General features: G+C 65.2%; 18 protein-coding genes and 1 tRNA gene. 12 read left to right on the forward strand and 7 right to left on the reverse strand.

The genetic code is table 11. The features are described 5' to 3' along the window. Positions 1 to 10: 10 nt before the first annotated feature. Positions 11 to 4,558, reverse strand: a complete 4,548-nt coding sequence (gene gltB, locus EJ903_RS12320) for a glutamate synthase large subunit (RefSeq protein ID WP_126615599.1) — start codon at positions 4,556 to 4,558, stop codon at positions 11 to 13. A 161-nt stretch (positions 4,559 to 4,719) separates the two neighbouring features. Beyond that, a complete protein-coding gene (locus EJ903_RS12325; protein WP_126615601.1) occupies positions 4,720 to 6,168 on the reverse strand; it encodes an NAD(P)-dependent oxidoreductase in 1,449 nt (482 codons plus the stop codon). A 376-nt stretch (positions 6,169 to 6,544) separates the two neighbouring features. Here EJ903_RS12325 and EJ903_RS12330 point away from each other — a divergent pair, with 376 nt between their 5' ends. Next, positions 6,545 to 7,345: an undecaprenyl-diphosphate phosphatase gene (locus EJ903_RS12330; RefSeq protein ID WP_126615603.1), complete on the forward strand. Its 801-nt coding sequence runs from the start codon at positions 6,545 to 6,547 to the stop codon at positions 7,343 to 7,345. A 23-nt stretch (positions 7,346 to 7,368) separates the two neighbouring features. On the opposite strand, the gene EJ903_RS12335 is transcribed toward EJ903_RS12330, so the two are convergent. The 3 genes from EJ903_RS12335 to EJ903_RS12345 form a co-directional block, all read right to left on the reverse strand. Further along, positions 7,369 to 7,686 carry a hypothetical protein gene (locus tag EJ903_RS12335; RefSeq protein WP_126615605.1) on the reverse strand — a complete coding sequence of 106 codons (318 nt, stop codon included), beginning with the start codon at positions 7,684 to 7,686 and terminating at the stop codon, positions 7,369 to 7,371. A gap of 88 nt (positions 7,687 to 7,774) precedes the next feature. Next, positions 7,775 to 8,392, reverse strand: a complete 618-nt coding sequence (locus EJ903_RS12340) for a hypothetical protein (RefSeq protein ID WP_126615607.1) — start codon at positions 8,390 to 8,392, stop codon at positions 7,775 to 7,777. Positions 8,393 to 8,604: 212 nt separating this feature from the next. Beyond that, positions 8,605 to 9,576: a complex I NDUFA9 subunit family protein gene (locus tag EJ903_RS12345; protein WP_126615609.1), complete on the reverse strand. Its 972-nt coding sequence runs from the start codon at positions 9,574 to 9,576 to the stop codon at positions 8,605 to 8,607. Between the two features lie 267 nt (positions 9,577 to 9,843). Here EJ903_RS12345 and EJ903_RS12350 point away from each other — a divergent pair. The 10 genes from EJ903_RS12350 (at position 9,844) to EJ903_RS12395 (ending at position 17,792) form a co-directional block, all read left to right on the forward strand. Next, positions 9,844 to 9,930 (forward strand) — tRNA-Leu (locus tag EJ903_RS12350). A gap of 118 nt (positions 9,931 to 10,048) precedes the next feature. Beyond that, the gene (locus EJ903_RS12355) at positions 10,049 to 10,675 is read left to right on the forward strand and encodes a ribonuclease D (protein ID WP_126615611.1); all 627 of its coding nucleotides are present in this window, start codon (positions 10,049 to 10,051) and stop codon (positions 10,673 to 10,675) included. A 159-nt stretch (positions 10,676 to 10,834) separates the two neighbouring features. After that, complete coding sequence (locus EJ903_RS12360; protein WP_246015509.1) at positions 10,835 to 11,911, forward strand: KpsF/GutQ family sugar-phosphate isomerase; 1,077 nt, start codon at positions 10,835 to 10,837, stop codon at positions 11,909 to 11,911. A gap of 31 nt (positions 11,912 to 11,942) precedes the next feature. Continuing rightward, a complete protein-coding gene (gene lptC / locus EJ903_RS12365; RefSeq protein ID WP_126615613.1) occupies positions 11,943 to 12,623 on the forward strand; it encodes an LPS export ABC transporter periplasmic protein LptC in 681 nt (226 codons plus the stop codon). Beyond that, on the forward strand, positions 12,623 to 13,540 hold the full coding sequence (locus EJ903_RS12370) for an LptA/OstA family protein (protein WP_246015525.1): 918 nt from the start codon (positions 12,623 to 12,625) through the stop codon (positions 13,538 to 13,540). Before lptC ends, EJ903_RS12370 begins: the two co-directional genes overlap by 1 nt. Continuing rightward, entirely contained in the window at positions 13,537 to 14,310 is a 774-nt protein-coding gene (gene lptB / locus EJ903_RS12375) for an LPS export ABC transporter ATP-binding protein (protein ID WP_126615615.1), read from the forward strand. The genes EJ903_RS12370 and lptB overlap by 4 nt, the downstream gene beginning before the upstream one ends. A gap of 17 nt (positions 14,311 to 14,327) precedes the next feature. Beyond that, entirely contained in the window at positions 14,328 to 15,923 is a 1,596-nt protein-coding gene (gene rpoN, locus EJ903_RS12380; RefSeq protein WP_126615617.1) for an RNA polymerase factor sigma-54, read from the forward strand. A gap of 125 nt (positions 15,924 to 16,048) precedes the next feature. Then, a complete protein-coding gene (hpf, locus tag EJ903_RS12385) occupies positions 16,049 to 16,633 on the forward strand; it encodes a ribosome hibernation-promoting factor, HPF/YfiA family (RefSeq protein WP_126615619.1) in 585 nt (194 codons plus the stop codon). A gap of 31 nt (positions 16,634 to 16,664) precedes the next feature. Beyond that, positions 16,665 to 17,126: a PTS IIA-like nitrogen regulatory protein PtsN gene (ptsN, locus tag EJ903_RS12390; protein WP_126615622.1), complete on the forward strand. Its 462-nt coding sequence runs from the start codon at positions 16,665 to 16,667 to the stop codon at positions 17,124 to 17,126. A gap of 120 nt (positions 17,127 to 17,246) precedes the next feature. Next, positions 17,247 to 17,792, forward strand: a complete 546-nt coding sequence (locus tag EJ903_RS12395) for a Uma2 family endonuclease (protein ID WP_126615624.1) — start codon at positions 17,247 to 17,249, stop codon at positions 17,790 to 17,792. 63 nt (positions 17,793 to 17,855) lie between these two features. Here EJ903_RS12395 and EJ903_RS12400 read toward each other — a convergent pair whose 3' ends face one another. Further along, a complete protein-coding gene (locus EJ903_RS12400) occupies positions 17,856 to 19,670 on the reverse strand; it encodes a hypothetical protein (protein WP_126615626.1) in 1,815 nt (604 codons plus the stop codon). 204 nt (positions 19,671 to 19,874) lie between these two features. Beyond that, positions 19,875 to 20,663, reverse strand: coding sequence for a bifunctional 2-polyprenyl-6-hydroxyphenol methylase/3-demethylubiquinol 3-O-methyltransferase UbiG (gene ubiG, locus EJ903_RS12405; protein WP_126615628.1), 789 nt, complete (start codon positions 20,661 to 20,663; stop codon positions 19,875 to 19,877). A 179-nt stretch (positions 20,664 to 20,842) separates the two neighbouring features. Here ubiG and EJ903_RS12410 point away from each other — a divergent pair, with 179 nt between their 5' ends. Next, complete coding sequence (locus EJ903_RS12410) at positions 20,843 to 22,078, forward strand: aspartate kinase (RefSeq protein WP_126615630.1); 1,236 nt, start codon at positions 20,843 to 20,845, stop codon at positions 22,076 to 22,078. The last annotated feature ends 30 nt before the right edge of the window (positions 22,079 to 22,108 follow it).

Below are 22,108 nucleotides of genomic sequence, written 5' to 3' on the forward strand. Positions count from 1 at the left end.
GTGGGTCCTGTTATTCGGCCGGGATCGCCTTGGGCAGCGTCACCGGAACCGCCAGACGGCTCAGCATCTCCTTGGGCACGATCTGCCAGAACTTGCCGAGTTCCCGTTCCCAATCGTTGAGGATTTCGGCGGCGAAACGGCTTTGCGTTTCGGCGACGTGCTCCTCGATCAGGCTGCGGAGCTGGGCTTCGTAGTGGCTGACCTCGACGCGCTGGAAGATGACGCTTTCGTCGTTGATGTAGAGCGGCAACTGATCGGCCTCGTCATAGACATAGGCCATGCCGCCGGTCATTCCGGCCCCGAAATTGTCACCGACCTTGCCGAGGATGACGGCGACACCGCCGGTCATGTACTCGCAGCCGTTCGATCCGCAGCCCTCGACCACCACGGTGGCCCCGGAGTTGCGCACCGCGAAGCGTTCCCCGGCCTGACCGGCGGCGAACAGCTTGCCCGCCGTCGCCCCGTACAGAACGGTGTTGCCGATGATCGTGTTCTTGTTCGACTCCAGCGTGCTGTTGCTGGGCGGACGGACGACGATCATGCCGCCCGACAGACCCTTGCCGACATAGTCGTTGGCGTCGCCCATCACCTCCAGCTTGATGCCCTGGACCGCGAAGGCCCCGAGCGACTGACCGGCGGTGCCGCGCAGGCGGACGGTGATGTGGCCGGGTTGCAGCCCGGTCATCCCGTATTTGCGGGTGATCATCGACGACAGGCGGGTGCCGATGGCGCGCTGGGTGTTCCGCGCGTTGTAGGCGAGCTGCATCTTCTCGCCCTCTTCGAACAGCGGGCGGGCGTCGGCGACGATGCGGGCGTCGAGCGTGTCCGGCACCTCGTTGCGGCCCTGGAGCGTGCAGTAGCGCGCGTTCTCACCCGGATCGACCTGGGCCAGCAGCGGGTTCAGATCGAGGTCGTCGAGGTGTTCGGCACCACGGCTGACCTGATGGAGCAGATCGGTGCGACCGATCACCTCGTTCAGCGTGCGGAAGCCCAGCTTGGCCAGGATCTCGCGGACCTCTTCGGCCAGGAAGGTGAAGAGGTTGACCACCTTTTCCGGCGAGCCGATGAACTTCTCGCGCAGCTTTTCATCCTGCACGCAGACGCCGACCGGGCAGGTGTTGGAATGGCACTGGCGCACCATGATGCAGCCCATGGCGATCAGGCTGGCGGTGCCGATGCCATACTCTTCCGCGCCCAGCATGGCGGCGATGACGATGTCGCGGCCCGTCTTCAGACCACCGTCGGTGCGCAGCCGCACGCGGTGGCGCAGACGGTTCAGCGTCAGCACCTGATGCACCTCCGACAGGCCCATTTCCCAGGGCAGACCGGCGAACTTGATCGAGGTCTGCGGGCTGGCACCGGTGCCGCCGGAATGGCCGGAAATCAGGATGATGTCGGCGTTGGCCTTGGCCACGCCCGCCGCGATGGTGCCGATGCCGGACCGGCTGACCAGCTTGACCGTGACCTTGGCGTCCGGGTTGATCTGCTTCAGGTCGTAGATGAGCTGGGCCAGATCCTCGATCGAATAGATGTCGTGGTGCGGCGGCGGGCTGATCAGCATCACGCCGGGGGTGGCGTGGCGCAGCTTGGCGATCATCTCCGTCACCTTGAAGCCGGGCAGCTGCCCGCCTTCACCGGGCTTGGCCCCCTGGGCGACCTTGATCTCCAGCTCGCGGCACTGGTTCAGGTATTCGGCGGTGACGCCGAAGCGGCCCGAGGCCACCTGCTTGATGGCGGAGTTCCAGTTGTCGCCGTTCTTGTCGGGACGGAAGCGCGCCGGATCCTCGCCGCCCTCCCCCGAGTCGGATTTGGCGCCGATGCGGTTCATCGCGACGTTCAGCGTGCCGTGCGCCTCGGGCGACAGGGCGCCCATCGACATGCCCGGGGTGATGAAGCGCTTGCGGATCGCGGTGATGCTTTCCACCTCGTCCACCGGCACGGCGGGCTTGGTGGAGCGGAACTCCAGCAGGTCGCGCAGCTGCATCGGCGGGCGGTTGTTCACCTGCTCCGAATATTTCTTGAAGGTGGTGTAGCTGTCGTTGGTGACGGCCTGTTGCAGGGTGTGGATGACCCCACCCTCCCAGCCATGGCGGTCGCCCGATTTGCGGAAGCGGTAGAAGCCGCCCACCGGCAGGGCCACGACCTCCTCGTCATAGGCCACGGCGTGCTGTTCCAGCACCTTCTTTTGGATGCCGGTCAGGCCGATGCCGGAAATCCGGCTGACCATCGCCGGGAAATGCTCGGCGACCAGGGCGCGCGACAGGCCGATGGCCTCGAAATTGCCGCCGCCGCGATAGCTGCTGATGACCGAGATGCCCATCTTGGACATGATCTTCAGCAGGCCGTCGTCGATGGACTTCTTGTAGTTCGCCATCGCCTTTTCCAGCGGCAGCGCGCCCAGCAGGCCGCGACGGTGGCGTTCGGCCACCGCTTCCTGCGCGAGATAGGCGTTGACCGTGGTGGCCCCGACGCCGATCAGCACGGCGAAGAAATGCACGTCCAGGCATTCCGCCGACCGCACGTTCAGCGAGGTGAAGGTGCGCAGGTTGCTACGGATCAGGTGGGTGTGGACGGCGGCGGTGGCGAGGATCGCCGGGATGGCGGCGCGGTCCGCCCCCATCGCCTCGTCCGTCAGCACCACATGGCTGGCCCCGCCGCGCACGGCGTCCTCGGCCTCCAGGCGGATGCGGCGCAGGGCGTCGCGCAGGGCGTCGGGACCGCCATCGACCGGGAAGGTCGCGTCGATCTGCGCCAGCGTGTCGCCCATATAGGCGCGCATGGCGCGGAATTCGGCGGTGGTCAGCACCGGGCTGTCGAGCTGCAGCAGGCGGGTTTGGCTTTCATCCTCGTCCAGGATGTTGCCCAGATTGCCCAGACGCGTCTTCAGGCTCATCACGCGGCGTTCGCGCAAGGAGTCGATGGGCGGGTTCGTGACCTGGCTGAAGTTCTGGCGGAAGAAGTTGTGCAGGCCGCGATATTTGTCGGACAGCACGGCGATGGGGCTGTCGTCGCCCATCGAGCCGATGGCCTCCTTCCCGTCCTCCGCCATCGGGTGGAGGATGAGTTCCATGTCTTCCATGGTCAGGCCGAAGGCCATCTGGCGCTTGCGCAGCCCGGCCTTGTCCATCTCCGACGGCTCGCCCTTCTCGGCGGCGGTCTTGACCAGCTCGTCCAGGTGGGTGGTGTTCTTCACCCACTGGCCCCACGGCTTTTGCGCGGCGAGGTGATCCTTCAGCTCGCGGTCGTGGTAGAGCTTGCCCGCCACCAGATCGACGGCGATCATCTCCCCCGGACCCAGGCGGCCCTTTTCGATGACCATCGCCTCGTCGATCTTCACCATGCCGGTTTCCGAGCCGCCGATGATCAGGCCGTCGGTGGTGATGGTGTAGCGCATCGGGCGCAGGCCGTTGCGGTCCATGCCGCCGACGACCCAACGGCCATCGGTCATCGCCAGGGCGGCGGGGCCGTCCCACGGCTCCATCACCGAGTTGCAGTAGGCGATCAGGGCCTTGTGGTTGTCCGGCGTGGTCTTGGAGCTGGTCAGCGCCTGCGGGACCAGCATCATCTTGACCATCGGCGCGGTGCGACCGGCGCGGACCATCACCTCGAACACCGAGTCGAAGGCACCGGAGTCGGACAGGCCGACGCCGATGATCGGCTTGAGATCCTGCATGTAGGGGCCGAAGGCCGCATGCTCCATGCGGGTTTCGTGCGCCTTCATCCAGTTGACGTTGCCCTTCAGCGTGTTGATCTCGCCGTTGTGGGCGAGCATGCGGAAGGGCTGGGCCAGCGGCCAGGTGGGGAAGGTGTTGGTCGAATAGCGCTGGTGGTAGATGGCAAAGCTCGACTCGAATCGCTCATCCGTCAGATCGGGGTAGAAGGTGGTGAGCTGTTCGGCCAGGAACATGCCCTTGTAGATCAGCGAACGGGCCGACAGCGAGCAGATGTAGAAATCGTTGATCTGCTCCCCGCGCACCGCCTTTTCGATGCGGCGGCGGATGATGTAGAGGTCCAGCTCGAACTGCTCGTCCGACACGCCCTTGGTGTTGCCGACGATGATCTGCTCGATCTCCGGCCGGGTCGCGTTGGCCTTCTCGCCGATGATGTCGACGTTGATCGGCACCTGACGCCAGCCATAGATGTAATAGCCGAAGGCGAGGATTTCGGTTTCGACGATGCAGCGGCAGGCTTCCTGCGCGTCCAGGCTGACGCGCGGCAGGAAGACCTGACCGACCGCCAGATTGTTGTCCGGCGCGCGGTGGCCGATGATCCGCACATGGTCCTTGAAGAACTTCTGCGGGACCTGGACATGGATGCCCGCCCCGTCGCCGGTCTTGCCGTCGGCGTCCACCGCGCCACGGTGCCAAACGGCCTTCAGCGCCTCGATGCCTTTTTCGACCACCGAACGGCGGGGCTTGCCGTCAATCGCGGCGATGAAGCCGACGCCGCAGGCGTCGTGCTCATCTTCCGGGTTGTAGGCGTTGGCAGTGGTCAGGGCCGCTGCGTTGGCGCGGAACTCTTCGACGAACTGCTCACCCTGGTTCAACTCGGTGGTCATGGAACGACCCTTTCACAGTCTTGACGTTGACCTGAGGGGGAATGGCCCCCTTGGGGTAGAGGGGGGCGGACCGACGCTGCCCCCATCCTGACCCTCGCCCGGTGATGATCGGGGAGGGGACTGCCGCGCCACCGCACAGGGGCGGCGCGGGCCAACATGCGTTATTCCGCCGCCGTCGCCAGGGCGTCCGCCTTCAGCGCTTGGGCGTAGGCGTGGATCGAGTCCGCCGCGTCGCGGCCATCGCGGATGGCCCAGACCACCAGCGACGCGCCGCGCACGATGTCACCGGCCCCGAACACGCCGTCGATGGCGGTCATCTTGGTGCGGTGATCGACCAGCAGCGTGCCCCAACGGGTGACGGTCAGGTCCGGCGCGCCGAAGGCACCGGGCAGATCCTCCGGCTCGAAGCCGAGCGCCTTGATGACCAGATCGGCGGGTTCGGTGAACTCCGACCCTTCGATGACCTGCGGGGTCTGGCGGCCGGTGGCGTCGGCCACACCCAGATGGATGCGCACGGCGCGGACGCCGGTGACGACGTCCTCACCGGTGAAGCCCTCCGGCGCGACCTGCCAGACGAATTCGACGCCCTCTTCCTCGGCGTGCGCCACCTCGCGCTGCGAGCCGGGCATGTTCTTGCGGTCGCGGCGGTAGAGGCACTTGACCGACGTGGCGCCCTGGCGGATCGCCGTGCGCACGCAATCCATCGCGGTGTCGCCGCCGCCCAGAACCACGACCTTCTTGCCCTTGGCGTTCAGCGAGCCGTCGTCATAGGCCGCGACCGAGTCGCCCAGGCTCACCTTGTTGGAGGTGGTCAGGTATTCCAGCGCGGGCACGATGTTCTTCAGGCCGCAGCCGGGGGCCTTGATGTCGCGGGCCTTGTAGACGCCGGTGGCGATCAGCACGGCGACGTGCTTGGCGCGCAGATCGGCGAGGCTGGCGTCGCGGCCAACCTCGAAATTCGGGTGGAAGACGACGCCCGCGTCGGCCAGCAGCTTGACCCGGCGGCCCACCACGTCCTTTTCCAGCTTGAAGCCGGGGATGCCATAGACCAGCAGGCCGCCCATGCGGTCGTGACGGTCATAGACATGGACGGCGTAGCCCTTGGCGCGCAGCTCCTCGGCGGCGGCCAGACCGGCGGGACCGGCCCCGATGATGCCGACCGACTGGCCGTTCTCGCGCGAGGGCGTGCGCGGCTTGACCCAGCCCTGTTCCCACGCGGTGTCGGTGATGTACTTCTCGACCGAGCCGATGGTGACGGCCCCGTGGGTCGATTGCTCGATCACGCAATTGCCTTCGCACAGGCGGTCCTGCGGGCAGATGCGACCGCAGATTTCCGGGAAATTGTTGGTGGCCTGGCTGACCTCATACGCCTCTTCCAGGCGGCCTTCGGCGGTCAGGCGCAGCCAGTCGGGGATGTTGTTCGAGACCGGGCAATGCACCTGGCAGAAGGGAACGCCGCACTGCGAGCAGCGGTTGGCCTGCTCGTTGGCGCGTTCGGTGCTGAAGCGGGCGTAAATCTCGTTGAAGTCCTGGCGGCGCTCCGCAGCGGAGCGTTTGTCGGGCATGGTCTGCGCGGTGTGCACAAAGCCCAACATCTTCTGGTTCGCCATGACCTCTGCTCCTGTTGCGTGGCGTCGCGCGCTTGCGGGCGGTCGCCTGACCGGGCGGCGTCGGGCATGCCGGTGCGCCGTCGGTTGGGTTGAAACCGAACACCCGCGCTTGTGCGGGTCCTCGTCATATAACGCATGCCGCGATGCGGCGAAAGCACAAAAACGACGAAAGGTCCTGTTTGTTGACCTTTTCATCGGCAATGACGTGCGGGCAGTGGCGTTTCCGGTGGAGCGCCGCAAAAGTGAAAGAAAATTAGTCCCAAATCGGACCTATGACCAAAAAGGGCGGAAAACCGCCCTGCGGTCGCCAAGCCGGTTGGTCCCTGCTATAAGCCGCCGCGAAGCCTCCCAACCCGCAGCCAAGGCGTTTCCGCGCATGCTGATCGACCAATATCTTGACGCCATCCTGCTCGGCCTCGTCGAGGGCGTGACCGAGTTTCTGCCGGTGTCCTCCACCGGCCATCTGATCCTGCTCGACACGCTGCTGGGGTTCGACGGCCCGCCCGGCAAGGTGTTCGAGGTGGTGATCCAGCTGGGCGCGATCCTGGCGATCTGCGTGGTCTATTTCGCCCGCCTGTGGCGGGTTGCGGTCGGGCTGAAGGACGATCCCGCCGCCCGCCGCTTCGTGCTGTCGGTGCTGCTGGCCTTTTTGCCCGCGATGGTGTTGGGGGCGGGGCTGCACGGCTACATCAAGAGCGTGCTGTTCAACCCCACGGTCGTCAGCGTCGCCCTGATCGTCGGCGGCGTGGCGATCCTGCTGGTCGAACGGGTGGTTCCCACCGCGCGTTACCACGCCATCGAGTCGTTTCCGGCCCCGCTCGCGCTCAAGATCGGCCTGTGCCAGTGCCTGGCGCTGATTCCCGGCGTGTCGCGGTCCGGGGCGAGCATCCTGGGCGCGCTGCTGATGGGGGTGGACCGCAAGGTGGCCGCCGAGTTTTCCTTCTTCCTGGCGGTCCCGACCATGGCGGGGGCGACAGTCTATGACCTTTACAAGAATTGGAAGCTGATGAGCCTCGACAGCGGGCTGCTGATCGCCGTCGGCTTCGTCGTCGCCTTCCTGGCGGCGGCGCTGGTGGTCAAGACGCTGGTGGATTTCGTCGGGCGCTACGGCTTCGCCCCGTTCGGCTGGTACCGCATCGCGGTCGGCGCGGTGATGCTGGCGGCGCTGTATTTGTGATGCGTGTGTGGTGGTCCGGCGGATTATCGCCGAGAGACCACCATACGCTTGATTGTGACCAGGGTGTAAGGCGTGGTTGAGGGCTTTCCTGCAACCATGTAGTAGGTCCCTGTTGGTGGAGTTTTTTGACGCACTTGGTAAATGATTCCGCCAACGACGTTGGGTGAAAATGTAGCGTGGGCAGAAACGATGTTTAGAAGTTCGCCATCTACCATGCGTTGTTTGTCACAAGTGTATGGATCTTTGACTATTTTTTCTAATGCGACCATAAGTCCGCTGATTTCAGATGGATCGGGAGGAAAAGTAATCTTATTAAAATCAACCAACACAGGCTCGGTCATCGCACACCGGAGGCTAGGGTGATTTCAACACCCTGCCAGCACACGTGTTTCATGGCAACTGTGTTCAACCGATGGGATTCAGTTGCCGTTAAAACAGCTCAACCCCATCCTCTTCCTCTGTGCCAAACACGGCTATGCGAGTGCCCTGGCTGTCAAGAATTTCGACTATTAAATCGTCAGGGCAATCGTCGTGGATGGCTTGTGCCAAATCGAATAAGGGCGATTTCAGTGTCAACGGGTTTAACGTGGGATTGTGCTTGTAGGGTGCGGTGGTGGCGAAAGTCACCTGTGTAACGTTTCGACCAATCGATAACTGCTCTTCCGGCGGTGTAGTGACCCCAGCTGAAATTAAAGCAGGAGGCTGCTCGCGCTCCAGCTCCGCCATCACCAGATCGAGATCGCGCTTGTCTTCATCCGACAGCGACCGAACACGCACCCGTGACAGAGCCATAACGCCACGGCTGGTGTCGTACAACTCCTCGCGGCTGGCCAAGCGCAGATGAGAGGGCGGCGACTCGGCTGTCGGCTGCCTTTGGATCACAACCGGTTCGTGCCTCAGGGCGGGCGTCTGATGCTGCAAAGGACGGCGTTCCGGCGACAGGGCAACCGGATGCGCGGCCATCCCAGGGTGAGCACGATCCGAAGTTGTGGATGTGGAAAAGCCAAGAAGCGTGTTTTGGCTGTTGCTGTTGTTCTTCCAGGACACCGGACCGTCTCCAAAGCCTTTGCGGAACAGACACGCCAGCGCTTCAGGTTCAGACGGGGGCGCTTCCCAGAATCTGAAGCGGGAAGCATAGGCGTGGCTTGCCGGTCTGTCAAATCATCTGGGAATGGAAACACCCGCATCCAAGGGGGGAAAACCCGAATGGGGCAACCCCGGCGGTCCTCCGGGTGCCCCATCTCATTCGTTCGCTTGGCTCAGTGCGCGCCGCCGGGAACCGTCGGGTTGCGGCCACCGACGATGAAGCGGGCGAGGTAGGTCGGGACAACGACCTCGCAGGAGGACAGGGCGGTGATGCCCAGGTCGGCGAAACCGGCGGCGGTCGGCGACACCACATTGTCGCGCTTGAGCAACTCGACCTGATCGCGGGTCAGCGCCGGGGCCAGCACCGGCACCTTTTCCAGGACACCGCCCAACGTTTCGGCGACGGTCCAGGGGACCGGAACCAGGCAGCGGCTGCGGTGAACCTCCTTCATGGTCAGTTGCAGCAGCTCCTTGAAGCTGTAGGCGCGCGGGCCACCCAGCTCGAAGCTGCGGCCCTTGGCGCTGTCCAGGCTGAGGGCGGCGGTGATGGCCTCGGCCACGTCGCCGACATAGACGGGCTGGAAGCGGGTCGTGCCGCCGCCGATCAGCGGCAGGGCCGGGGCGATCTGGGCCATCGCGCCGAACTTGTTGAAGAAGCCGTCCTCGGGGCCGAACACGACGCTGGGGCGCAGGATGGTGGCGGCCGGGAAGGCCGACAGCACCGCCTGTTCGCCCGCCGCCTTCGACCGCGCGTAGGAGGAGGCCGACCCGGCGTCCGCCCCCAGGGCCGAGACATGGACCAGACGGCCAACCCCGTTGGCGGCGGCCAGACGGGCGATGCGGGCCGGGGTGTCGACATGGGCGGCCTGGAAGGTCTGCGCACCGCGTTCGAACAGCACGCCGATCAGGTTGATGGCGACGTCCGCCCCCTGGAGCGCGCGGGCGACCGATTCATCCTTGGTCACGTCGGTGGCGAAGGGAACGATCTGGCCGACCGCGCCCGCCGTCTTCAGGAACGCCGCCTTGGTCGGGTTCCGCGTGGCGATGCGGACGATGGCGCCGGACTTGGCAAGACGCCGGATCAGGTGGCGGCCAATGAAGCCCGAGCCGCCGAACACCGTGATAACCTGAGTGCGAATGGACATCGACCGTCTCCCCATGCTGATGGCGTCACGCGGTTCGCGGGGCCGCGCCCGCGCGCCGATCAGCCCGCTGTGCCATGAATTCCGCGCAAGCTTATAGCGAATGCGCCCGCGCCAAGCTAGCCCTTGCGCCGCTGGGGATTTGCCCGGATGCCGCAGGCCGGGCAATGGGGCGGGCGGGCGCGGTTCAAAAAAATGCAAGGCGGGTGAAAATAGATGTTGACGCTGCCGGGCCGGATCATTAGAAAACGCCCCACACCGAGCACCGAAGCCCAGGTGGCGGAATTGGTAGACGCGCAGGTTTCAGGTACCTGTGGCAGAAATGTCGTGGAAGTTCGAGTCTTCTCCTGGGCACCATTTCTTTCTACCCGGCTGCGCCGCATGCACAACTCCTTCGCAAGAGGGAAACAGTGCAGAGCGGCGTTCGTCGTTTCTGGGGTCCGTGGCCGGGGGCCTGACACTCCGGGAAGCGACCATGTCCATTGAATTGCACGTCGGCGATCTGCCGGATGGCCTCGACCTCGCCGCCACCGCGCGCGACAACGCCATCGCCATCGACACCGAAACCATGGGGCTGAACCCCCACCGCGACCGTCTGTGCCTGGTCCAATTGTCGACCGGCGACGGCAGCGCCCATCTGGTCCAGTTCCGCCAGGGCGCATACGACGCCCCCAACCTCAAGCGGCTGCTGACCGACCCCGCCGTCACCAAGCTGTTTCACTTCGCTCGCTTCGACGTGGCGGTGATGAAGGCCTATCTCGGCATCACCTGCCAGCCGATCTATTGCACGAAGGTGGCGTCCAAGCTGGTCCGCACCTTCACCGACAAGCATGGGCTGAAGGATCTGAGCAAGGATCTGCTGGGCGTGGAGATGTCCAAGCAGCAGCAGTCCTCGGATTGGGGGGCCGCCGACCTGAACGCCGAGCAGATGAAGTATGCCGCCTCGGACGTGCTGCACCTGCACGATCTGAAGGCCAAGCTGGACGTCATGCTGGCGCGCGAAGGCCGCACCCATCTGGCCAAGGCCTGCTTCGATTTCCTGCCCGCGCGTGGCGAGCTGGATTTGGGCGGCTGGGAAATCCCGGACATTTTGGCGCACTGATCCACCGGAATCCGCGCAGGATCATGGCTCCGGCCCCGTATCGGACGGGGCCGGGTTTGACCCGGCGCGCGGCGGTGGGCATACTGCGGGCGCGGAGACCGTCGGGTTCCCCCGGCGGTTTCGCCGTCTGCGCTCCTTTGCCGAAGGCCCACTGCGTTCATGTCCAGCCTGATGAATGAGGTCGCGGAGTTGATCACCGATTTGACCAGTCGGCTTGCCGCCACGGCGTCCGTGGCCGACGACACCGCCGTGCCGGGACCATCCGAAACGGGCGCGCGCCGCCCAGAGGATGATCTCGCCTGCGCGGCCCGTGTTCTGCGGACGGAGGCCGAGGCGTTGGGCGCGCTTGCCGATGGCCTGAACGGCGCGTTCCTGCGCGCGCTTGACCTGTTGGGTGGTGTGTCGGGGCGGGTCATCGTCACCGGCATGGGCAAATCCGGCCATGTCGGGCGGAAGATCGCGGCGACGCTGGCCTCCACCGGCACCCCGGCCTTCTTCGTGCATCCCGGCGAGGCCAGCCACGGCGACCTGGGCATGATCGCCCGCAGCGACGCCGTGCTGGCGCTGTCCAATTCCGGCAACACGCACGAGCTGTCGGACATCATCGCCTACACCCGGCGATTCGACATTCCCCTGATCGGCATCACCAGCCGCGACGCTTCGGCTCTGGGTGAACAGTCCGATGTGGCCTTGATCCTTCCCTCGGCCCCCGAAGCCTGCCCGCTGGGGCTGGCCCCGACCACCTCCACCACCCTGATGCTGGCGCTGGGCGACGCGCTGGCGGTGGCCTTGCTGGAACGGCGCGGCTTTTCCGCCGCCGATTTCCGCGAATTCCACCCCGGTGGGCAATTGGGCCGCGCCCTGCTGAAGGTGACGGACATCATGCACAAGGACGACGGGCTGCCGCTCTGCCGCTTCGACGCGTCCCTGTCCGAGGTGATCCTGGAGATGACGGCCAAGCGGCTGGGCTGCGTCGGCGTCACCGACGCGCAAGGGGCGCTGATCGGCATCATCACCGACGGCGACCTGCGCCGCCATCTGGCCCCGGAACTTCTGTCCGAACGGGCCGACCGCATCATGTCACCCCGGCCCAAGACGATTCGCCCCAAGGCGTTGATCGCCGAGGCGCTGCGGGTGATGAACGACAAGCAGATCACCACCCTGTTCGTGATCGAGGCCGACCGGCCGCTGGGCATCGTGCACATCCACGATTGCCTGCGCGCGGGCGCGGCCTGATCGGCCGGACCAACGGGAAAGGGGCGTCTTCATGACCACCGAGGCTCCAGGGTCCGATCAACGCGGCCCCGGTCCGGCGCTGGCCGCCGCCAAGCGGGTCCACCGCCGTCGCGACACCCGCCCGGTCAGTCGCCTGTACAGCCGTTTCGTCACCGGCATGAAGGTCGTGCTGCCCGCGTCGGCGCTGGCGCTGGTGGCGGTTCTTGCGGCGTGGCCATCGTTGAACAGCGTCCCCACGCCGCGCATCGCCGCCGACAAGGGGCAGACGGAAATGGTCAAGCCGCGCTATTTCAGCGTGGATGAACACAACCAGCCCTTTTCCCTGGTGGCCGCCCAGGCTGACAAATCCACCGACCAGCCCGACATCGTTCTGCTGGATCTGCCCGAAGCGGAATTGACCGAGACGGGCGGCACCTGGGTGACGATCCGTTCGGACAAAGGATGGTACAATCAGGTCACGGGCATTCTGCTGATGCGTGGCCATGTCCGTTTCCTGCGCGACGACGGCAGCGAGTTCACGACGGAAGAGGCGGAAACCGACATCCGCAAGGGCAACGCGTGGGGCAACGTCCCCGTTGTCGGGCAGGGGCCGCAGGGCGAAATCAACGCCAAGGGCTTTCGTATGACCGACCATGGCAAAACCGTGGTCTTCCTCAATCAGTCCAAGGCCGAGGTTCAGGCGGCAGAGCGTCCGGGAGGAAAGAAGCGGTGATGCAGCGATGGGGCAAACCGGGAGCGGGATTCGCCGCGCCGAGCACGCCGGACGGGGTTCTGCGCGCCTGCCGCGCCGCCGGGTTGGCCTTGGCCCTGATGGCCGGGGGGGGCGGAATGGTCGAAGGGGCGTTGGCCCAGGGGCTGCCGGGCATGGCGGCGGGCAAGACCCCGGTGGAGGTCAACGCCGATCAGGCCATCGAATGGCACCAGGATGTCCGCGCCTATGTCGCCCGTGGCAATGCGTCGGCCAAGCGCGGCGAATCCACCGTCTATGCCGACGTGCTGACCGCCTATTACCGCGAGGTTCCCGGCAAGGGGAACGAGGTGTTCCAACTGGTGGCCGAGGGATCGGTGCGGCTGGTCAGCCCGACCCAGCAGGTGTTCGGCGACCGTGGCGTGTATGATGTCGACAAGCAGATCGCCGTCGTCACCGGCAAGGCGCTGAAGCTCATCACCACCAAGGACGTCGTCACCGCCCGTGACAGCCTCGAATATTACGAGGCGCGGGAACTGACGGTGGCGCGTGGTGACGCCGTGGCCGTGCGCGGCACCGACCGCATGCGCGCCGACGTGCTGATCGGCCAGTTGAAGAAGATGCCCGACGGATCGACGCAGATGGAACGCATCGACGGGTCCGGCAACGTGGTGGTGACGACGATCAACGACGTCGCGGTCTCTGACAAGTTGATCTATTCCATCGCCGACAACGTCGCGGTTCTGATCGGCAACGTGAAGATCACGCGCGGCGACAACCAGATCAACGGCGAATCCGCCGAAATGAACATGACGACCAAGGTCAACCGGGTCATCGCCGGCCCCAACGCCGGGCGGGTCAACGGCCTGCTGATTTCCGGCCAGAAGCCGGAGGCCGACGGCAAGGCCCCCCCGAAGCCAGTTGACGGGAAAAAACCGTGACCCAACCGCCCCGCACCCCCCCCACGCTGGGGGACAGCGCCACGCCGAGGGAGGGCCTGATCGCCCGCCATCTTGGCAAGTCCTTCAAAAAACGGCCGGTCGTGCGCGACGTTTCGGTCAGCGTCCAGCGGGGGGAGGCGGTGGGGCTGCTCGGCCCCAACGGGGCGGGCAAGACGACCTGCTTCTACATGATCACCGGGCTGATCGCCGCCGATTCCGGCTCCATCACCCTGGACGGGCAGGACATCACAGCCCTGCCGATGTACCGCCGCGCCCGGCTGGGCATCGGCTATCTGCCGCAGGAGGCCTCGATCTTCCGGGGCATGACGGTGGAGAACAACATCCGTTCGGTGCTGGAGGTGGTGGAAAGCGACCGCGACGCCCGCGAAGCGATGCTGGACGAGCTGCTGGCCGAATTCTCCGTCACCCATCTGCGCCGCGCCCCGGCCCTGGCCCTGTCGGGCGGTGAGCGGCGGCGTGTGGAGATCGCCCGCGCCCTGGCCGGGCAACCCCATTTCATCCTGCTGGACGAGCCGTTGGCGGGCATCGACCCCATCGCCGTCAACGACATCCGCGAGCTGGTCGGTCATCTGCGCGACCGGGGCATCGGCGTCCTCATCACCGATCACAACGTCCGTGAGACTTTGGACCTTGTGGATCGGGCATACATCTTGCACGATGGGGTCGTACTGATGGAAGGCGGTCCCGAAGAGATCGTGGCGCACGAAGGTGTGCGCAAGGTCTATCTCGGCGACCGATTCAGCCTCTAGCTTTCGGTTTCCCACCCATGGCGCTCGCGCAACGGCTCGATCTTCGGCAAGCTCAAACCCTGGTGATGACACCGCAGTTGCAGCAGGCGATCAAGCTGCTGCAACTGTCGAACATCGAGCTGTCGGATTTCGTCGATCGCGAGATCGAACAAAATCCGCTGCTGGAGCGCGACAGCGGCCCCGGCGACGGCGGCGACGCGGCGGCGGGGGAGATCAGCGGTGGGCTGGACGGGCCGGTCGGCGAGTTCGGCGGCAGCGCCGACGGGCTGAACGGGCGCGACGACGGACCGGCCGCGCCGCCGACCGACGGACGCACCCGCGACACGGTCGAGATGACCTCGTCGGAAACCATGGGCGCGTCGTCCGAAGCCCCGCTCGACACCGATTTCGAGAATGTCTATTCCGACGACCGTTTTTCCGACGGGTCGGACGGTGGCAACGAGGTGTATGGCTCCTACAGCGACCGGGGCGGGCGCAGCGGATTCGACGACGACGACTCGAATCTGGAAGCGACGCTGACCGGCGAAAAGAGCCTGCGCGAGCATCTGATCGAACAGCTCAAGATCGACCTGCCCGACCATGGCGACCAGCTCATCGGGCTGGCCCTGATCGATATGCTGGACGGGGCGGGCTGGCTGGTCGGCTTCGACGCGGAGATCCTGGCCGGGCAGTTGGGCTGCGACGCCGCGCGGGTGGACCGGGTGCTGGCCGCCTGCCAGCGCTTCGATCCGGCGGGCATCTTCGCCCGCTCGCTCAAGGAATGCCTGGCGATCCAGTTGCGGGAAAAGAACCGGCTGGATCCGGCAATGGAAACGCTGCTCGACAACCTTGATCTGCTGGCGGCGCGCAACCTGCCCGCCATCATGAAGGTGTGCGGGGTGGACGCGGAGGATGTGGCCGACATGGTCGCCGACATCCGCAAGCTGAACCCCAAACCGGCGATGCTGTTCGACCACACCCCGGCCCAACTGGTGACGCCCGACATCCTGATGCGGGCCAACCCCGGCGGCGGCTGGCTGATCGATCTGAACCCGGACACGCTGCCGCGCGTGCTGGTCAACCACCGCTATTTCGCCAAAATCTCCGATTCCACCAAGAACAAGGCGGACAAGGAGTATCTGACCGAGAAATTCCAGTCGGCCAACTGGCTGGTGAAGTCGCTGCACCAGCGCGCCACCACCATCCTGAAGGTGGCCAGCGAGATCGTGCGCCAGCAGGACGCCTTTTTCATCCACGGCGTCTCGCACCTGAAGCCGCTGATCCTGCGCGACATCGCCGAGGCCATCGGCATGCACGAAAGCACGGTCAGCCGGGTGACGACCAACAAGTTCATGGCCACGCAGCGCGGCGTGTTCGAACTGAAGTATTTCTTCACCTCCTCGATCCAGGGGGCCGATGGTCAGGCCGCCCATTCCGCAGAAGCGGTTCGGCACCGCATCAAAACCATGATCGACGCCGAAAAGGCCGAAGACGTCTTGTCCGATGATAAACTTGTCGAAATCCTCCGCAGCGAAGGGATCGACATTGCGCGGCGGACCGTTGCGAAGTATCGTGAAGCTATGAAAATACCGTCATCGGTGCAGAGGCGCCGCGCCAAGATGTCACGTATGTAGCGGGACTTGCATGGTGTGGGCTTCGTTGACAGGCTCCACAACCGTCACTAAGGTCCCGCCCCGCACGCGAGATCCAGCCGTCTTTACACCGTCCCCAGCGGATCAATTTTTGGAAACGTTCCAACATGCAACTGACCGTCAAAGGCAAGCAGCTTGACGTGGGCGACGCCCTGCGCACCCATGTGGCCGACAGCCTGAACGCCGTGGTCGGCAAGTATTTCAACAAGCCGATCGAAGCCAACGTCGTCCTGACCAAGGACGCGCACCTGTACAAGGCCGATATTCAGGTCCATGTGGGCCGTGGCATCGTCCTGCAAAGCGCGTCGGACGCGACGGAGCCGTACCCGGCGTTCGACACCGCGTGCGACAAGCTGGCCAAGCGTCTGCGCCGCTACAAGAGCCGCCTGCGCGACCACCACAGCGAAAACGGCGCTGCCGAGGTCATCCCCGCCCGCTACCAGATCCTGGAAGCCGAGGCGGAGGAGCATCACGAAGAGGTTCCGGCCGACGCCGCCCACCCGATGGTCGTCGCCGAAATGGAAACCTCCATCGCCACCCTGTCGGTCAGCGAGGCGGTGATGCGCCTTGAACTGGCCCAGGCCCCGGCGCTGATGTTCCACAACGGCGCGCACGGCCGTCTGAACATGGTCTACCGCCGTGCCGATGGGAACATCGGCTGGGTCGATCCGGCGGAGAAGGCCGGGGCCTGATCCCCGGCTCCGACGTCCGGCCCGAACCGTCATGCTCGACCTCATCACGCCGCAAGCCATCCTCCCGCACCTGAAGGCCGGCAACAAAAAGCAGGCCTTGCAGGAGCTGGCGCGCAAAGCGTCCGAGCTGACCGGACAGCCCGAGCGGACGATCTTCGACGTCCTTCTGGACCGCGAGCGGCTGGGCACGACCGGCGTGGGGCATGGCATCGCCATTCCCCACGGCAAACTGTCCAGCCTCGACCGCGTCCACGGCGTCTTCGCCCGTTTGGAGCGGCCCATCGATTTTGACGCCATCGATGAGCAGCCGGTCGATCTTGTCTTTCTGTTGCTGGCCCCCGATCAATCGGGTGCCGACCACCTGAAGGCGCTGGCCCGCGTGTCGCGGCTGCTGCGCGATCAGTCGATGTGCGAAAAACTGCGCGGCGCGCAATCCGGCGACGCGATCTTTGCCTTGCTGACCACCCAGCAGGAAGCCACCCCCGCCGCGTGACGGGGGCCTCAACACCGGAATTCAAAAGGGCCGCCGCCTCCGTCGCGCGGCCTTTTTCTTTGGCGTGGCGGTGGGCGCGCGCGGTGGCGCGGGGCGCTGGGGTGGGGTAGACTGCGCGGCATGACGAACGCGCTGCGCAAGCCGTGGATTTCCCCGGACGACTACCTGTCAGCGGAACGGGTGGCGGAGGTGCGTCACGAGTATGTCGATGGCGAGGTCTTCGCCATGGTCGGGGCCAGCCGACGGCACGCGCAGATCGTGGCGCGGTTCGGCCACGCCATCCGGCAAGCCGCGCTCCGCCGGGGTTGCGACGCTTATCTCAACGACGTCAAGGTTCGGGTCGAGGCCGCGAACGCCTATTATTACCCGGACGTGGTCGCCACCTGCGCGCCCGGCGACGATGATCCTTACGTGGTCCACGCCCCGGCCCTGATCGTCGAGGTCCTGTCCGACAGCACGGAGGCCGTCGACCGCCGGGAAAAGCGCGCCAACTACCAGAAAATCCCCAGCCTGCGGGAAATCGTGCTGGTGGCCCAGGACGACCGCCGTGTCGAGATTTACCGCCGTGACGGCCCCCATTGGGTGGCCGACATCGTGACGGAGGGCGACGTCGCGTTGACGTCGCTGGACCTCACTTTGCCGCTGGCCGCGCTTTACGAGGATTGAGTGGGGGCGTCAACGCGCCGCCTGAGCGCCCACCTCCGCCTGCCTCCTTGAGCCTGCGGATGATTATTCCGGCGGTGTCCTCAGCCTTCCGGCCAGTTTCAGGATTTGTTCAATGTCTTTGAACCCCTCCGCATAGCGGGCAACGACGCTGATCGCCTCCGTCTGAGTGGCGACGAAGTAAAGCGGCGCGGTGCCAGCGGCGACGAGCAGGCTGTAGGCGGTTCCTTTCACCAGAAGCCCGCGAAACTCCTTGCCTGAGTCCTTCATGAAGCGCCAGAGCGCCCCGGCTGTGGCTTTGACCGCCATGCCCGGCACGCGCAGCGCCTTCAGCAATAGGTTGCGCACCGTCGCCATCAACAGTGCGACCCGCCGTTTTTTCAGCGCCGGAACGGCGGGTTCGGCGGCGTCTTCGGACAATCCGGCCAAAGCGGCTCGGGCGTCGGGGCCAAGAAGTTCGGCCTCTTCGGCGCCGCGCCGGATGGCGTCCAGGCCGCTGCGGGCGGTTTCCGCGTCTTCCACGGACGCCATGGCGTCAACCAGCCGCTCGATGTCCTGGCGAGCCAGATCGGGTAGGCTGGCGCACAATTCCTTGGCGGTGAGGTCAAGGTCGATCAAGTCGGCCAACACCCCAGCGGACAATTCCCGTTCGTCCTGCGGGGTGTTGTGGGCGTCGGCCAAGGCGGTGATGGACAGGCTGCGGGACTTGACCAACGCTGGGCGCAGATCGGTAACCCGTTCAGTCAACACGTCCAACAATTTGCCAATCTTGCGGCGGATGTCGGGATCGGTGTTGGTTCGCTCCAACCGCTCGAACAGACCGCCCGCCTTCTCGCGGGTTTCGTCCAAAAAATCCTGCGCCAGTCCACCATCTTCCGGCAACGCGTCCGGCGGCAGAACCACCATGCGCCCGTCGCGCCAATCGAACTGATAAGGGGCGGGCTGCTGGCCGGGGAGGGCGTCCAACGCTTCGGTCAGTTGGATGGAAAGGTCATCGGTGGGCGGGGGGGATGGGACGGTCTGTTCCTCCGCCAACCAGCGCGCGATGTCGGTGTTGATTTCCTCGGCTGGACGCTTCCACCACACGTTGGACTGCGTAGCAATGCGCCTTGTCAGGGCTTCACCAAAGGCGTCCCGTGGAGTTGTTGTCGCGTCGAAGGGAGAAAGAGCCTCATACCATCGGATCCAGCACTCGAATCTGTGACGTGTGGCAAGCTCGCTGTTGGCCAAATGATGCCATTTGGCTTGAAGTCTTTTCGGGGCGTTCCCATGCCAAAGCGGTTGCCTTGCCAGAAGGGCACTCCGTTTTGGGCTAGGAAATTCCTTGTGTAACTCAAGCCAAAGCGCATCAAGGGATATCGATAACCAAAGACGGCGCACGCCGTCATCGTCTTTGTAGTCGTCATTGTCTTCGTAGGCGGCATCGGCGGCGGCGTAGGTCGCGCTGCCGACGGTTTGGGTGGCACAGTTTCTGGCAACCTCGACGTCGTCATCGTGGGCGGCGGCGCTGGCGGCTGCGGCGCATCCTGCGGCTGTCACGGCTCCTGCGGCAGCTTGCATGGCTCCTGCAACGTTGCCGACGGCGCTATTCACCGCTCTGTACGTAGCATCTGCGGCGTCGTCGGCGGCGGCAGAGATTATACGATCAGCTTGGTGTGTATGTAGCGCCGATGACAGTAAGTTTGATCGAAAGGCTACGATGATTAAATTCTTATCGCGATTCAGTTTGGGTCCAACCTGTGGAGGGTTGGTTAGGTCTCCTAATGCGGGCAATACGCGCAATGCACTGCGGAAGGCAATGATCTGCGACCAAGCGGCGGGCTTGTCTTTCAGCCAATCCTCCAACTCGTCGGGATTGTTGAGCTTCAGCTCTTCAGCCATGCATCGTCCGTCGCAATCGCTGCCACAGGCTTTGTGATTGTGGCGTACGTCAGCCCCAGACGGCACGCGCGCCACGGCGCAAAGCTATTCTCGGAAAATAGCAAATTACCGGGGCAAACTCTACCGAAGAAGGTGAGGCGGGAGCGTGCGCCGATGATCACCTTCTCCCATTCCGGTGGGGGGAACGCCTGTAAACCGCCTCCCTCACCCCCGCTCCGCCCACCCCATGTAGTTCACCCCCAAATCCCGCGCGTTCAGTTTGAACGTGTCGGTCAGCGGGTTGTAGGTGACGCCGGTCAGGTCGCGCATGGTCAGGCCGTGGGCGCGGACGGCGGTGGCGAGTTCCGACGGGCGGAGGAATTGACGCCAATTGTGGGTTCCGCGCGGCAGCCAGCGCAGGACATATTCGGCCCCGACGATGGCCATGGCGAAGCTTTTAGGCGTGCGGTTCAGGGTGGCCAGGAACAGGACGCCGCCGGGGGCCAGCAGGTCGGCGCAGGATTTCAGGAACAGCGGCACGTCGGCGACATGCTCGATCACCTCCATCGCCAGCACCACGTCAAACCGTTCGCCCGACGCCGCCAGCGCCTCCGCCGTGGTGGCGCGGTAATCGACGGTCACGGCGTTTTCGGCGGCGTGGGTGGCGGCGGTCTTGATGTTCTTGTCCGACGCGTCCACCCCGACCACCTCGGCCCCCATGCGGGCGAAGGGTTCGGCCAGCAGCCCGCCGCCGCAGCCGATGTCCACCAGCCGCAGCCCGGCCAGCGGGCTGGGGGCCAGCGGGTCGCGCCCCAGCCGCTGGCATACGGTGTCGCGGATGTAGGTCAGGCGCAGCGGGTTCAGCCGGTGCAGCGGGCGGAATTTGCCGGTGGGATCCCACCATTCGGCGGCGATGGCCGAGAAACGGGCGACGTCCGCCGGATCGATCGTGCTGGCCCCGCCGCCAACGCGGTCAGCCGGGGTGGACGGGCGGGAAGGGGCGGTCGCGGTCATCGGGGCGGGATTCCATAACAGAGGGACGGTTGGCATGCGGGGCAACCTTGCCTCGCTGTGAACGAGAGAGTATGGATACGCCGCCCCGCGCCGGCAACGGTAGAGCGGGGGTGCCGCACGCCGCCCTGTTCCACGCGACATAACCACGCGCTGGGGGCGGCCAGAGATTGGTGTGAGGTATGGCGCGGATCGTCCTGAAATTCGGAGGCACGTCGGTCGGCGACATCGACCGCATCAAGAACGTGGCTCGAAAGGTGGAGCAGGAAGTCAAGGCGGGCCATCAGGTGGCCGTCGTCGTGTCGGCGATGTCCGGCGTGACCAACCAGCTCGTCAAATACTGCAACGACATCGACAAGCTGCACGACGCGCGTGAATACGACGCCGTGGTGGCCTCGGGCGAACAGGTGACGTCCGGCCTGCTGGCCGTCGCCCTGCAGTCCATCGGCATTCCGGCGCGCTCGTGGGCGGGCTGGCAGATCCCGATCTACACCGACGACACGCACGGCAAGGCCCGCATCGTGTCGATCGACACCACCCAGATGGAAAAATCCCTGCAAACCGGCGAAGTCGCCGTGGTCGCCGGGTTCCAGGGGGTGACGAAGGACGGGCGGATCACCACGTTGGGCCGTGGCGGCTCCGACACCTCGGCGGTGGCGCTGGCGGCGGCGGTCAAGGCCGACCGTTGCGACATCTACACCGACGTCGATGGCGTCTACACCACCGACCCGCGCATCGTGACCAAGGCCAAGAAGCTCGACAAGATCACCTACGAGGAGATGTTGGAGCTGGCCTCGCAGGGCGCGAAGGTGCTGCAAACGCGCTCGGTCGAAATGGCGATGAACCACCGCGTGCGCGTGCAGGTGCTGTCGAGCTTCGAAGCCGCTGCGGGCAGCGCGCTTCCCGGAACCCTGGTTGTTGACGAGGACGAGATCGTGGAAAAGGAAGTTGTGAGCGGCATCGCCTACAGCCGCGATGAGGCGAAGATCACGCTGGTCGGCGTCGCCGATCAGCCGGGCGTGGCCGCCAGCATCTTCGGCCCGCTGACCGATTCCGCCGTCAACGTCGACATGATCGTGCAGAACGTGTCGGAAGACGGCAAGTCCACCGACATGACCTTCACCGTCGGCAAGGCCGACATCGCCCGCGCCGTCAAGGTGCTGGAGGATGCGCACGAAACCTTGAAGTTCAAGCGGATCGTGTCGGACGCCAACGTCGTGAAGGTGTCGGTCATCGGTGTCGGCATGCGCAGCCACGCGGGCGTGGCCCAGCGCATGTTCCGCGCGCTGGCCGACAAGGGCATCAACATTCAGGTCATCTCGACCTCGGAAATCAAGATTTCGGTCCTGATCGCCGAGGAGTATGCGGAGCTGGCGCTGCGCGCCCTGCACACCGCCTACGGCCTGGACGCCGCCTGATCGCGGCGTTGACACAAGGCGGGACGGGTC

Origin of the sequence: Azospirillum griseum, from assembly GCF_003966125.1 — a bacterium.
In the GTDB taxonomy this organism is placed as follows: Bacteria; Pseudomonadota; Alphaproteobacteria; order Azospirillales; family Azospirillaceae; genus Azospirillum; species Azospirillum griseum.